Here is a 12,223-nt window from a genome sequence, read left to right as displayed (position 1 = left end):
CGCACCACAGCTGCAACCGAAGGAACGCAATGTCCACTCTGGAAATCCGTGATCTCAAGGTCTCGATCGACACCGATCAGGGCACCAAGGAGATCCTGAAGGGTGTCGACCTCACCATCAACGAGGGCGAGATCCACGCGATCATGGGGCCGAACGGCTCCGGCAAGTCGACCCTGGCGTACACGATCGCCGGGCACCCGCGGTACAACGTGGTCGGCGGCTCGATCACCCTCGACGGCGAGGACGTCCTGGCGATGAGCGTCGACGAGCGCGCCCGTGCCGGCATGTTCCTCGCGATGCAGTACCCGGTCGAGATCCCCGGCGTCACGGTGTCGAACTTCCTGCGCACCGCCAAGACCGCGATCGACGGCGAGGCCCCGGCCCTGCGTGGGTGGATCAAGGAGCTCCGCCAGTCGATGACGGACCTGAAGATGGACGCGTCGTTCGCCGAGCGCAACGTCAACGAGGGCTTCTCCGGTGGCGAGAAGAAGCGCCACGAGATCATGCAGCTCGAGCTCCTCAAGCCGAAGTTCGCCGTGCTCGACGAGACCGACTCCGGCCTCGACGTCGACGCGCTGAAGATCGTGTCCGAGGGCGTCAACCGCGCCAAGGCCGCCACCGGCCTCGGCGTGCTGCTCATCACGCACTACACGCGCATCCTCCGCTACATCAAGCCCGACTTCGTGCACGTGTTCGTCGCGGGCAAGGTCGCCGAGCAGGGTGGCCCGGAGCTCGCCGAGCGCCTGGAGAACGAGGGCTACGACCGCTACGTGCAGGCCGCAGCCGCCGAGGCGCAGGCCTGATGATCGCGGCACTCGCACCCGAGAAGTTCGACGAGGTCGTCGAGGGCCTCAAGGAGGTCCAGGACCCGGAGCTCGGCGTCAACATCGTCGACCTCGGCCTGATCTACGACCTCGCCTGGGACGACGAGGCGAACGCCCTGGTCATCAGCATGACGCTCACCAGCGCCGGCTGCCCGCTCACCGACGTCATCGAGGGCGACACCGCCAACGCCCTCGACGGCATCGTGGACGCCTTCCGCATCAACTGGGTCTGGATGCCGCCGTGGGGTCCGGAGCGGATCACCGACGACGGGCGCGAGATGATGCGCGCCCTCGGGTTCGCGATCTAGTCGCGACCCCCTGACGGACGGGAGGCGCGGTGCCAGCTGGCACCGCGCCTCCCGTCCGTCTGTGCGCACGCCACGCGCGGGGCGCGCCGCCGAGCGGTCGTGACCACCCGCTCACGTTCGCCGAGTGGTCGCGCCCTGTCGGCTGCCGGCGCGCCAGGCGACCGGACGTGACCACCGGGGGTCCGGGTAACGGTGAGTCGTGACCGTCGGACGGGCCGCACACGCGGCGTGGCTCCTTCGGCGTACCGCACCGCACCGGACGCAGAACGGCCCCGCACCGATCGGTGCGGGGCCGTCGTCGCGCCAGGCGTCAGCGGCGGCCGAGTGCCTTCCACGCGAGGGGCAGGACGCCCGCCGCGATGAGGGCCTTGGCGACGCCGCCGACGATGAACGGGTACAGGCCGGCTGCGAGCACGGACTGCAGGTCGTTCGGGGCGCCGAGCTGGCCGAGCGCGAGGGCCAGGTAGGGCAGACCCGTGACGAACGGGATCGCGCTCGCGAGGAGCATCGCCACGGCCGCCCGACCGACGTGGCGGTCCCAGTTGCGGCGCGCGAGCCAGCCGACGAGGCCGGCGGCCGGGATGAACCCGAGGACGTAGCCGAAGCTCGGCGACGCCAGGGCGGCGAACCCGCCCGAGAACCCGGCGAAGAACGGAGCGCCGGCGAGTCCGGCGACCGCGTAGACGAGCAGGGAGAGCATGCCGCGACGTGCGCCGAGGGTCGCACCGACGAGTACCACGGCCAGGGTCTGCCCCGTGACCGGGACCGGCCACATCGGCACCTCGAGCTGCGCCATCGCGGCGGTGAACAGGGCTCCACCCGCGACCAGGGCGGCGTCGGTGGCCAGCCCGTGCGTCCGCAGACGGTCGGCGAGGACTGCGCGGGGAGCGAACCCGGTGGCGTTCGTCATGGATTCTCCTAGAATGGACTGCTGGTCCCGTTCTGGAACCATCGGTCCCGTCAGCGTAGCGGTGCACCTCACGCACACGTCGTTGTGCAAACCCACCAACTGATTGGACGTCCACTGTGCTTGCCGTGCACGAACTCGAGATCCGCGTCGGAGCTCGTCTCCTCATGGAGGGTGTGTCCTTCCGTGTCGAGAAGGGCGACAAGATCGGACTCGTCGGCCGCAACGGCGCGGGGAAGACGACGATGACCAAGGCCCTGGCGGGGGAGACCCAGCCGACGGGCGGCACCATCGACCGCGGCGGCGAGATCGGGTACCTGCCGCAGGACCCGCGCTCGGGCGACCCGGAGGAGACCGCGCGCAAGCGCATCCTCGACGCCCGCGGGCTCGGTGAGCTCGTGGAGGGCATCCGGCTGGCGACGCTCGACATGGCGAGCGACGACCCCGCCGTCGCCGAGAAGGCGATGCGTCGGTACAGCCGGCTCGACGACCAGTTCAACGCGCTCGGTGGCTACGCGGCCGAGGCCGAGGCCGCGTCGATCGCCTCGAACCTCAAGCTGCCGGACCGCATCCTCGACCAGCAGCTCAAGACGCTCTCGGGTGGTCAGCGCCGCCGCATCGAGCTCGCCCGGATCCTGTTCTCGGACGCCGAGACGATGATCCTCGACGAGCCGACCAACCACCTGGACGCCGACTCGGTCGTGTGGCTCCGTGAGCACCTGAAGACCTACGCCGGCGGCGTCATCATCATCTCCCACGACGTGGAGCTGGTCGACGAGGTCGTCAACCGCGTCTTCTACCTCGACGCCAACCGCCAGTCGATCGACGTCTACAACATGGGGTGGAAGCTCTACCAGCGGCAGCGCGCCGCCGACGAGGAGCGCCGCCGCAAGGAGCGCGCGAACGCCGAGAAGAAGGCCGCGACCCTCAAGGACCAGGCCGCACGCTTCGGTGCGAAGGCGTCGAAGGCCGCCGCGGCGCACCAGATGGTCGCGCGCGCCGACAAGCTGCTCGCCGGCCTCGAGGACGAGCGTGTCGCCGACCGCGTCGCCAAGCTCCGGTTCCCGACCCCGGTGCCGTGCGGGCGCACCCCGCTGATGGCCGAGGGCCTGTCGAAGTCCTACGGGTCGCTCGAGATCTTCGCCGGGGTCGACCTGGCGATCGACCGCGGCTCGCGCGTGGTCATCCTGGGCTTCAACGGTGCCGGCAAGACGACGCTGCTGCGGATCCTCGCCGGCACCGACCAGCCCGACACCGGCGAGATCCTGCCCGGCCACGGTCTGCGCATCGGGTACTACGCGCAGGAGCACGAGAACATCGACGTCAACCGCACTGTCATCGAGAACATGGTGTCGGCGTCGTCGGAGCTCAACGAGACCGAGGCCCGTCGTGTCCTCGGGTCCTTCCTGTTCACCGGTGACGACGGCTACAAGAAGGCCGGCGTGCTCTCCGGCGGTGAGAAGACCCGACTGTCGCTCGCGATGATCGTGGTCTCGGGTGCGAACGTGCTGCTGCTCGACGAGCCGACGAACAACCTGGACCCGGCATCGCGCGAGGAGATCCTCGGCGCGCTGGCCGGCTTCGAGGGCGCTGTCGTCCTGGTGTCGCACGACGCCGGTGCGGTCGAGGCGCTCAACCCGGAGCGCGTGCTGCTGCTGCCGGACGGCACCGAGGACCACTGGAACAAGGACTACGCGGAGCTCATCGAGCTCGCCTAGGCGAGGCGGCGCCGGGGCGGCACGCCTCCCGACGTGACCCACTGACGGACTGGAGGCCCGTGGCGGCGCCGCCACGGGCCTCCCGTCCGTCGCGTGGTCGCGTGTCGGAGGCGGAGACGACGGCGTGATGTGGGGACGCCGCGCGGTCGTCGAGACGCCGCCGGATCCGGAGGCGTCCTCCGGAGACGACGGCGTCTTCCGGCCCCGCGAGAGGGCCGCGTCAGCGGCGGGACGCGATGAGTTCGTCCTCGATCTCGTCGTCGGTCTTCGGCTTGGCGTCCTTGCGGCGCTGCCGTTCCTGGGCGCGTTCGCGTTCCTCGGGGTCGTCCTGGTTGAGGTTCCGGTACTCCTGCACCATCACGTACGCCAGGAACCCGAAGCCACCGGCGGCGAACAGGAACCACTGGATGAAGTAGCTGAAGTGCAGCCCGGTGTCGGCGTTCGGGCGTTCCCAGCCGAGGGGGCGGGCCTCGACGGGGGCCGGGGACTCCGAGGCGAGCTGCCCGTAGGCACCCGTCCAGATCGGGGTGTCCACCTTGGCGGCGACGTCGTCGAGCGTGACCGACTGCACCTGGTCGGACTCGGCCGGGTCGGAACGGCCCGGGATGCGTGGTTCGCTCTCCTGCAGACGGACGACGGCCGTCACCTCACCCGAGGGTGGCGCGGGGACGTGGTCGGGCGCGTCCTGCGCGTTGCCGGTCGGCACCCACCCGCGGTCGACGATGAACGCCCGGCCCGTGTCGGTGACCAGGGGGGTCAGGACCTCGAACCCGGGCTGGCCGTTGTGCACGCGGTTGCGGACGAGCAGCTGGGCGTCGACGTCGTACTGGCCCGTCACCGAGACGCGGAGCCACTCCTGGTCGTCCTGCCAGCTCGAGGCCTGCGGCAGCGCCTGGTCGAGGGGGACCGGCGCATGGTCGTAGTTCTGTGCGACCTGCGCGTTCTGCCGGACGGCTTCGTTGCGGCGGTCCCACTGCCACATGCCGAACAGGGCACAGACGACGGCGAAGGCCACGGCGATGGCGAAGTACCCGAGCCAGCGACGGCTGCGGACGAAGCGCCACCCGACGAACGGCTCGTCCGGGTCGCGGCCCGCATCGGCGCGGTCGTCCGCCGCGGCGGCGCGCTGCAGCTGTGCGGCGTGCTTCCGGCCGTAGCGCGACTGCGGATCGAAGTCCTGCGTCATCGCGTGGTGCCGGTGGAGCGCACCCCGACGTCGTTCTTGGGGGTGGCCGCCGGGTCGCGTTCGTCGTCGAGGCGGTCGACGTCCTCGTGCATGCCGGTGACGCGCACCGGGAAGGAACGCGAGCGCAGGTAGTCCGCCAGGAAGTCGCGGTGCTCCTCGCACGCCGCCCAGATCTTGACGCGGTCGGTCGCGTGGATGCGGGGGTTGCGCCAGTTGATCCGCCACGCGGCGGTCGAGGTGCAGCCGGCGCGGGAGCACACCGGGGTCGACCCCGGCTCGGTCTGCAGGTCGAAGGTCGCCCCCATCAGCGGTGGCCCCACATCTTCGACCGGTCGCCGTTGCGCTGCCACTCGTCCTGGGCGTGCTGCGCCTGTTGCCGCAGACGGTCCTGCTCGTCGCGGTAGGCCTGTGCCCGGGCGTCCTCCTGCTGTTCGCGCAGGCGCGGGTCGACGGCGTCGTAGAGCTCGATGGCACCGGCGGGGGAGATCATGTCGCTCTCGGTGCGGCTGCCCGCATTGGCGATGACGACGGCGACCCAGGGGATCACGGCGGCCAGGACGATCGGGATCGCGACGATCCACGAGTGCCACGTGGTCCAGATGAGCACGGCCGCGATGAAGAGGACGACCCGCACGGCCATCTGCCAGACGTAGCGGGACAGGCGGTGCGCCCGGTCCTGCTCCGGCGTGTCCGGGAGCGAGGTGATGCTCGTGTTCGTGCTCTTCATACAGATGGTCTCCGTCTACCCGTGGTCAAGCCTAAGCCCGTCAGGTGGATCGTGCTCGCGCCGCGCGCGAACCGGTGGACGGACCGGCTCCGGTACGCTCGTCCGGGCGTGTCAGCCGGGCACTCGGCGCCGATCGACACGACCCCACCCCACCGAACGGAGCGACCATGAGCACCCCCCGTACCGTCCTCATCACCGGCGGCAACCGTGGCATCGGCCGCGCCCTCGCCGAGCGGTTCGTCGCCGCCGGCCACCGGGTCGCGGTCACCTCGCGGAGCGGCCAGGGCGGACCCGAGGGCGCCCTGACCGTGCAGGCCGACATCACCGACACGGCCTCGGTCGACGCCGCCTTCACGCAGGTCGAGGCCGAGTACGGCCCCGTCGAGGTGCTCGTCGCCAACGCCGGCATCACGAACGACCAGCTGCTGCTCCGCATGTCCGAGGACGACTTCACGAGCGTCGTGGACACGAACCTCACGGGCACCTTCCGCGTCGTCAAGCGCGCCACGAAGGGCATGATGAAGGCGAAGTTCGGCCGCATCGTGCTCATGTCGAGCGTCGTCGGTGCCTACGGCCAGATCGGCCAGGTCAACTACGCCTCGTCGAAGGCGGCGCTGGTCGGCATGGCCCGCTCGATCACCCGCGAGCTCGGGTCGCGCGGCATCACGGCGAACGTCGTCGCCCCGGGCTTCATCCAGACCGACATGACGGCGGCGCTGTCCGACGAGCTGCAGGCCGAGTTCAAGAAGGCGATCCCGGCCGCCCGCTACGGCACCGTGGACGACGTCGCCGACGCCACGCTCTTCCTGGCCAGCGACGGGGCCGGGTACGTCTCCGGTGCGATCATCCCGGTCGACGGCGGCCTGGGCATGGGGCACTAGGCGCGCCGCCGGCACGTGGTCTCGCGCTGGGCGACACTCCACGGGCACGCGTGCGCGTGACCTGTCGCCGAGCGCGAAGCGTCGAAGCGACGGGTGCGCCCGGCGCGCTCAGCCGCGCAGGCCGAGCGCCGCGAGCACGACCGACAGGTCGCGGTCGACGACCGACACGTCGGCCTGCTCCCGCACCCGCGGCTTCGCGTCGAAGGCCACGGACAGGGCCGCGACCCGCATCATCTCGAGGTCGTTCGCGCCGTCGCCGACCGCCACGGTCCGCACCGCGTCCACACCGTCCGCGTCGGCCCACTCGCGCAGCGCGACGGCCTTGGCGTGCGCGTCGACGATCCCGCCGAGCACCCGCCCGGTGAGCACCCCGTCGCGCACCTCGAGCCGGTTGGCGCGGCAGTGGTCGAGCCCCAGCCGTTCCGCGAACGGGTCGAGCACCTCGTGGAACCCGCCGGACACCACGCCGACCGTGCCGCCTGCGGCGTGCACGCCGCGGACGAGCGCGTCGGCGCCCCGCGTGACGCGGACCGCCCGCTGTGCGCGGGCGAAGACGTCGGCCTGGAGGCCCGCCAGCGTCGCGACACGCTCCCGGAGGCTCGCGGCGAAGTCGATCTCGCCGTGCATGGCGCGCTCCGTGATCGCGGCGACCTGTGGTCGGGTCCCGGCGGCGTCCGCCAGCAGTTCGATCACCTCGTCCTCGAGGAGCGTGGAATCGGCATCGAGGACGACGAGGAAGCGGGGCACGCACCAACGGTACCGACAGACGGAGGCACGGCCGCGTCGTGTGACGCGAGCCGTGCCTCCGATCCGGTGCCCTGTGACGCGCTACGCGTCGACGCGCACGCCCTTGCCGACCACGGTGATGCCCGACGTGGTGACGGTGAAGCCGCGGGCCTCGTCGGTCTCACGGTCGATGCCGACCTGCGCACCGGGCGCGATGACGACGTCCTTGTCGAGGATGGCGCGGTTCACGACCGCGCCGGCACCGATCGTCGCCCGCTCGAAGACGATCGAGTCGAGCACCTTCGCGCCCGAGTCGATCGAGCACCACGAGCCGATCATGCTGCGCTCGACCTGCGCCCCGGACACCAGGCAGCCCAGCGACACGAGGGAGTCCACCGTGGAGCCGGTGTTGCCGTTCGCGTCGCGGACGAACTTCGCCGGGGGCAGGTTCGTCTGCTGGTTGAAGATCGGCCAGTCCTGGTTGTACAGGTTGAAGACCGGGACCGGTGCGATGAGGTCCATGTGGGCGTCGAAGAACGAGTCGATGGTGCCCACGTCGCGCCAGTAGTACTTGTCGCGGTCGGTGGACCCCGGCACCTCGTTGCGCTGCAGGTCGTAGACGCCGGCGTCGCCGCGGTTCACGAAGTCGGGGACGATGTCGCCACCCATGTCGTGCTTCGACGTCTCGAGCTGACCGTCGCGGAGGACGGCGTCGACCAGGGCGTCGGCGTCGAAGACGTAGTTGCCCATCGACGCGAGGACCTCGCCGGGGGAGTCGGCCAGGCCGACCGCGTCCTTCGGCTTCTCGAGGAACGCCGCGATCTTCGTCGGGTCGTCCTCGGCCACCTGGATGACGCCGAACTGGTCGGCGAGCCCGATCGGCTGGCGGATGGCCGCGACCGTGGCACTGCGGCCGGAGGCGATGTGCGCCTCGACCATCTGGTGGAAGTCCATCCGGTACACGTGGTCGGCGCCGACGACGACCACGACGTCGGGTCGCTCGTCGCGCAGCAGGTTGAGCGACTGCAGGATCGCGTCGGCCGAACCGGCGAACCAGCGCTTGCCGAGCCGCTGCTGCGCGGGGACGGACGCCACGTAGGAGCCGAGCAGCCCCTCCATGCGCCACGTCTCCGCGACGTGCCGGTCGAGACTGTGCGACTTGTACTGGGTCAGGACGACGATCTTCTGGAGACCGGAGTTGACGAGGTTGGACAGTGCGAAGTCGATGAGACGGAAGTTGCCGCCGAACGGGACGGCGGGCTTCGCGCGATCTGCTGTGAGCGGCATGAGTCGTTTGCCCTCGCCGCCAGCGAGCACGATGCCGAAGACCTTCTTTGGTGCCATGCCGCTCACAGTAGGCGTCAGCACTGGGAACCGGTTACCTTGAACCAGTGCGAGTCGATCTGCTGACCAGGGAGTATCCGCCGGAGGTCTACGGCGGAGCGGGTGTCCACGTGTCCGAACTCACCGCCGCGTTGCGGTCGGGAACCGACACCGACGTCCGTGTCCGGGCCTTCGGGGCCTTCCGAGACGAAGCCGACGTGTGGTCCTACCGGACCCCGGACGGGCTCGGTCAGGCGAACGGCGCGCTGCAGGCCCTCGGGACCGACGTGGCCATCGCCGCCGACGTCGAGGGCGCCGACCTGGTGCACTCCCACACCTGGTACGCGAACTCGGCGGGCCGGATCGCGCAGCTGACCTACGGCATCCCGCACGTGGTCACCGCCCACAGCCTCGAGCCCCTGCGCCCGTGGAAGGCCGAGCAGCTCGGCGGCGGCTACCGCTTGTCGAGCTGGATGGAGCGCGAGGCGTTCGAACACGCCGACGGTGTCATCGCGGTGTCGAAGGCGATGCGCGCGGACATCCTCCGCTCGTACCCGTCGATCGACCCCGCGAAGGTGCACGTCGTCTACAACGGCATCGACATCGACGAGTGGAAGCCCACCGTCGACGAGGACGCCGTCCGCTCGCTCGGGATCGACCCGTCGAAGCGCTCGGTCGTGTTCGTCGGGCGCATCACCCGCCAGAAGGGCCTGCCCTACCTGCTGCGCGCCGTCGCGTCGCTGCCGGAGGACGTGCAGATCGTGCTGTGCGCCGGCGCGCCGGACACGCCGGAGATCCTCGCCGAGGTCACCGAACTCGTCTCCTCGCTGCGCGAACAGCGCGAGGGCGTCGTGTGGATCGACCGGATGCTCGCCCACCAGGAGATCGTCAACGTGCTCTCGTCGGGCACCGTGTTCGTCTGCCCGTCGGTGTACGAGCCGCTCGGCATCGTGAACCTCGAGGCCATGGCCTGCGGGATCCCCGTCGTGGGCACCGGCACCGGGGGCATCCCCGAGGTCGTCGCCGACGGTCTGACCGGGCGCATCGTCCCGATCGACCAGGTGCAGGACGGCACCGGCACCCCGACCGACCCCGACCGCTTCGTCGCCGACCTGGCCGCGACCCTCACCGAGGTGCTCGCCGACGAGGGGCTGGCGAAGCTCATGGGGCGCGCCGGGCGGCTGCGCGTCGAGACCGAGTTCACGTGGGACGCGATCGCCACCAGGACACGGCAGGTCTACGACCAGGTGCTCGGGCAGAAGCCGTAGGCTGGGGGCATGCCCTCGGTCGTGCGCTTGTCAGACGTCTCCGTGGTCCGCAACGGGGCCACCATCCTCGACGCGATCTCGTGGGAGGTGCAGGACGACGAACGCTGGGTCGTGCTCGGTGCGAACGGCGCCGGCAAGACCACGCTGCTGCAGGTGGCCGGCGCCCAGACGTTCCCGACCTCGGGCGACGTCGAGGTGCTCGGTACCGAGCTCGGCGGCGCCGACCTGTTCGAGCTCCGGCCGCGCATCGGCTTCGCCTCGACCGCGCTGGCACGTCGCATCCCGGTGACCGAGAAGGTCATCGACGTGGTGCTCACCGCGGCCTACTCGGTCACCGGCCGCTGGAACGAGGAGTACGAGGAGCTCGACGTCCGCCGTGCCCAGCGCGTGCTCGACGAGTGGGGCCTCGGCTCCTTCACCGACCGCACGTTCGGCGAACTGAGCGACGGCGAGCAGAAGCGCGTCCAGATCGCCCGCGCCGTGATGACCGACCCGGAGATCCTGTTCCTCGACGAACCGGCCGCGTCGCTCGACCTCGGCGCCCGCGAGAGCCTCGTCCGCACCCTCGGCGGCTACGCCCAGAGCGCGGACTCGCCGGCGATCGTCATCGTCACCCACCACGTCGAGGAGATCCCGGCCGGGTTCACGCACGCGCTCGTCCTCGCAGACGGCCACGTGCAGGCCGCGGGGCCGATCGACGAGGTCCTGACCGACCAGACCCTGACCGAGGCGTTCGGCATCGAGCTCTCCGTCACCAAGGACGCCGGTCGCTACACGGCACGCGCCGCGTAGCGCTGCGATCCGGTCGTCTCTCTGGTATCGTGGACGGCTGGCGCAAGCCGACGACTTCCCGCGCAGTTCGCGCAATCCCACCACCGCTATCGAGGAATCTCCATGAAGACCGACACCCACCCCGAGTACCGCGCCATCGTCTTCCGCGACCTGGCCTCTGGTGAGACGTTCCTGACGCGTTCGACCGCGAACAGCGACAAGACCATCGAGCTCGACGGTGCGACCTACCCGGTCATCGACGTCGAGATCTCCTCCGCGTCGCACCCGTTCTACACGGGCAAGCAGCGCATCCTCGACTCGGCCGGTCGCGTCGAGAAGTTCAACCAGCGCTTCAAGGGCTTCAGCAAGTAAGCAGCTCACACAACGCCGACGGGCGGCTCTCCTTCGGGAGGGCCGCCCGTTCGCGTTGTGGGGCGTCGGCGCGAGTTCCCTGACCGGTTGCGCCCCGCTGTGGTCGTTGCGCCCGGGTGTGCGGGGGCGCGATGACCGGAGCGGGGCGCGGTGCTGCTGGCGCGCGGGAGTGGTGCGGAGCGGTGGCGCGGGGTGGCGCGGGGTGGCGGCGCGGGGTGGCGGCGCACCACCAAAGTGCATCGGCGCCACCTCTTCGTGTGGTTCCGATGCACTTTGGTGGTGCGGGGCGCGGGCGCGGACGCGGGCGCGGCTTGCGTGCTCGGGCGCGGTCGTGCGCCCGCGGGCAGGCGGCATGGGGTGGGCGGCTGCCGTGCACCCGCGGGCGGGTCAGGCGCCGTTGCGGTGCGGCCAGCGGCCGTCGGCGACGAAGGCCGGGTCGCGCTTCTTCCGCATGTAGTCCTGGAACGAGGTCGCCTGCTCGGCGCACCAGCCGACCTGCTTGCGGTGGAGTTCCTCGGCCGAGACGCCGAGTTCGTCCGGGTAGCGGTTCGCGATGGCCTGCGCGACACGCCCGGCAGCGATGGCGTCGGCGCCGGCGTCGTGGGCGTCGTCGAGGGCCACGCCGTACAGCTCGGACGCGGCCTCGAGCGTGCGCTTGCCCTTGCGGTAGGTGTCGAGCGCCTTGTCGATCACGAGCGGGTCGACGACGTTGCCGATGACCGGCGAGGCGAACCCGTGGCGCTTGGCCTCGCGGTCGAGGACGGTGAGGTCGTACGGGGCGTTGTAGATGACGAGCGGGATGCCGCGGGCGAACACCGCTTCGATGGCGGCGATGATCTCGCCCACGACCTCGGCGGCGGGACGCCCCTCGGCCTGCGCGCGTTCGGTGGTGTACCCGTGCACGGCCGCGGCGCCCTCGGGGATCTCGACGCCGGGATCGGCGATCCACGCGCCCTCGACGATGGACCGCCCGGTGACGTCGATCAGGCCCACGTGGGCGGTGACGATGCGGGCGGTCTCGACGTCGACACCGGTGGTCTCGAGGTCGAACACGCCGAGCGCGTGCCACCAGGGCCGACCGGAGAGGTCCTGCACCGGGGGAGTCGTCGGCGCGGGCGTGTCGAGCGCTGCTGCGGAGTACGTCACCCGACGAGGCTAGCCGGACGCACCGACACCACCACGGCGACCCGCCCGCCGGCCGCTCGTCCGGCC

Annotated in this window: 14 protein-coding genes; 7 read left to right on the top strand and 7 right to left on the bottom strand. The window is 70.9% G+C overall.

What is annotated here, in order from left to right; translation table 11 throughout:
* Positions 1 to 29 precede the first annotated feature (29 nt).
* Both sufC and I8920_RS08270 read left to right on the top strand, forming a co-directional pair.
* Positions 30 to 803, top strand: a complete 774-nt coding sequence (gene sufC / locus I8920_RS08275) for a Fe-S cluster assembly ATPase SufC (protein ID WP_198655926.1) — start codon at positions 30 to 32, stop codon at positions 801 to 803.
* On the top strand, positions 803 to 1,132 hold the full coding sequence (locus I8920_RS08270; RefSeq protein WP_198655925.1) for a metal-sulfur cluster assembly factor: 330 nt from the start codon (positions 803 to 805) through the stop codon (positions 1,130 to 1,132). The genes sufC and I8920_RS08270 overlap by 1 nt, the downstream gene beginning before the upstream one ends.
* A gap of 310 nt (positions 1,133 to 1,442) precedes the next feature.
* Here the strand turns inward: I8920_RS08270 and I8920_RS08265 are convergent, their stop codons facing one another.
* Positions 1,443 to 2,042 (bottom strand): biotin transporter BioY, encoded by a 600-nt coding sequence (locus tag I8920_RS08265; RefSeq protein ID WP_198655924.1) that lies wholly within the window; start codon positions 2,040 to 2,042, stop codon positions 1,443 to 1,445.
* 116 nt (positions 2,043 to 2,158) lie between these two features.
* Here I8920_RS08265 and I8920_RS08260 point away from each other — a divergent pair, with 116 nt between their 5' ends.
* Positions 2,159 to 3,757: an ABC-F family ATP-binding cassette domain-containing protein gene (locus I8920_RS08260; RefSeq protein ID WP_198655923.1), complete on the top strand. Its 1,599-nt coding sequence runs from the start codon at positions 2,159 to 2,161 to the stop codon at positions 3,755 to 3,757.
* Positions 3,758 to 3,977: 220 nt separating this feature from the next.
* On the opposite strand, the gene I8920_RS08255 is transcribed toward I8920_RS08260, so the two are convergent.
* Genes I8920_RS08255 through I8920_RS08245 form a run of 3 tightly spaced genes read right to left on the bottom strand, consistent with a single transcriptional unit; the run spans position 3,978 to position 5,670 of the window.
* Positions 3,978 to 4,943, bottom strand: coding sequence for an SURF1 family cytochrome oxidase biogenesis protein (locus I8920_RS08255; protein ID WP_198655922.1), 966 nt, complete (start codon positions 4,941 to 4,943; stop codon positions 3,978 to 3,980).
* Positions 4,940 to 5,248 carry a hypothetical protein gene (locus I8920_RS08250; RefSeq protein WP_232832696.1) on the bottom strand — a complete coding sequence of 103 codons (309 nt, stop codon included), beginning with the start codon at positions 5,246 to 5,248 and terminating at the stop codon, positions 4,940 to 4,942. The genes I8920_RS08255 and I8920_RS08250 overlap by 4 nt, the downstream gene beginning before the upstream one ends.
* The gene (locus tag I8920_RS08245) at positions 5,248 to 5,670 is read right to left on the bottom strand and encodes a DUF3099 domain-containing protein (protein ID WP_198655921.1); all 423 of its coding nucleotides are present in this window, start codon (positions 5,668 to 5,670) and stop codon (positions 5,248 to 5,250) included. The genes I8920_RS08250 and I8920_RS08245 overlap by 1 nt, the downstream gene beginning before the upstream one ends.
* A gap of 167 nt (positions 5,671 to 5,837) precedes the next feature.
* Between I8920_RS08245 and fabG the strand changes: the two genes are divergently transcribed.
* Positions 5,838 to 6,551 carry a 3-oxoacyl-ACP reductase FabG gene (gene fabG / locus I8920_RS08240; protein ID WP_198655920.1) on the top strand — a complete coding sequence of 238 codons (714 nt, stop codon included), beginning with the start codon at positions 5,838 to 5,840 and terminating at the stop codon, positions 6,549 to 6,551.
* Positions 6,552 to 6,659: 108 nt separating this feature from the next.
* Here fabG and serB read toward each other — a convergent pair whose 3' ends face one another.
* Together serB and glgC are read right to left on the bottom strand one after the other, a co-directional pair.
* Positions 6,660 to 7,298 carry a phosphoserine phosphatase SerB gene (gene serB, locus I8920_RS08235; RefSeq protein WP_198655919.1) on the bottom strand — a complete coding sequence of 213 codons (639 nt, stop codon included), beginning with the start codon at positions 7,296 to 7,298 and terminating at the stop codon, positions 6,660 to 6,662.
* Between the two features lie 81 nt (positions 7,299 to 7,379).
* Positions 7,380 to 8,621 (bottom strand): glucose-1-phosphate adenylyltransferase, encoded by a 1,242-nt coding sequence (gene glgC / locus I8920_RS08230; RefSeq protein ID WP_198655918.1) that lies wholly within the window; start codon positions 8,619 to 8,621, stop codon positions 7,380 to 7,382.
* Between the two features lie 47 nt (positions 8,622 to 8,668).
* On the opposite strand from glgC, the gene glgA reads away from it, so the two are divergent.
* The 3 genes from glgA to I8920_RS08215 all read left to right on the top strand — a co-directional run bounded on the left by glgA (position 8,669) and on the right by I8920_RS08215 (position 11,011).
* On the top strand, positions 8,669 to 9,868 hold the full coding sequence (gene glgA, locus I8920_RS08225) for a glycogen synthase (protein ID WP_198655917.1): 1,200 nt from the start codon (positions 8,669 to 8,671) through the stop codon (positions 9,866 to 9,868).
* Between the two features lie 9 nt (positions 9,869 to 9,877).
* A complete protein-coding gene (locus I8920_RS08220; RefSeq protein WP_198655916.1) occupies positions 9,878 to 10,660 on the top strand; it encodes an ABC transporter ATP-binding protein in 783 nt (260 codons plus the stop codon).
* Positions 10,661 to 10,762: 102 nt separating this feature from the next.
* Positions 10,763 to 11,011, top strand: a complete 249-nt coding sequence (locus I8920_RS08215; protein WP_017887280.1) for a type B 50S ribosomal protein L31 — start codon at positions 10,763 to 10,765, stop codon at positions 11,009 to 11,011.
* A gap of 387 nt (positions 11,012 to 11,398) precedes the next feature.
* Here I8920_RS08215 and I8920_RS08210 read toward each other — a convergent pair whose 3' ends face one another.
* Positions 11,399 to 12,106 carry a 3'-5' exonuclease gene (locus I8920_RS08210; protein ID WP_198658678.1) on the bottom strand — a complete coding sequence of 236 codons (708 nt, stop codon included), beginning with the start codon at positions 12,104 to 12,106 and terminating at the stop codon, positions 11,399 to 11,401.
* Positions 12,107 to 12,223 lie beyond the last annotated feature (117 nt).

This window comes from Curtobacterium sp. YC1 (assembly GCF_016267665.1).
GTDB lineage: Bacteria > Actinomycetota > Actinomycetes > Actinomycetales > Microbacteriaceae > Curtobacterium.
The sequence above is the reverse complement of the archived record's forward strand: the minus strand, read 5'-3'. Positions and strand labels throughout refer to the sequence as shown.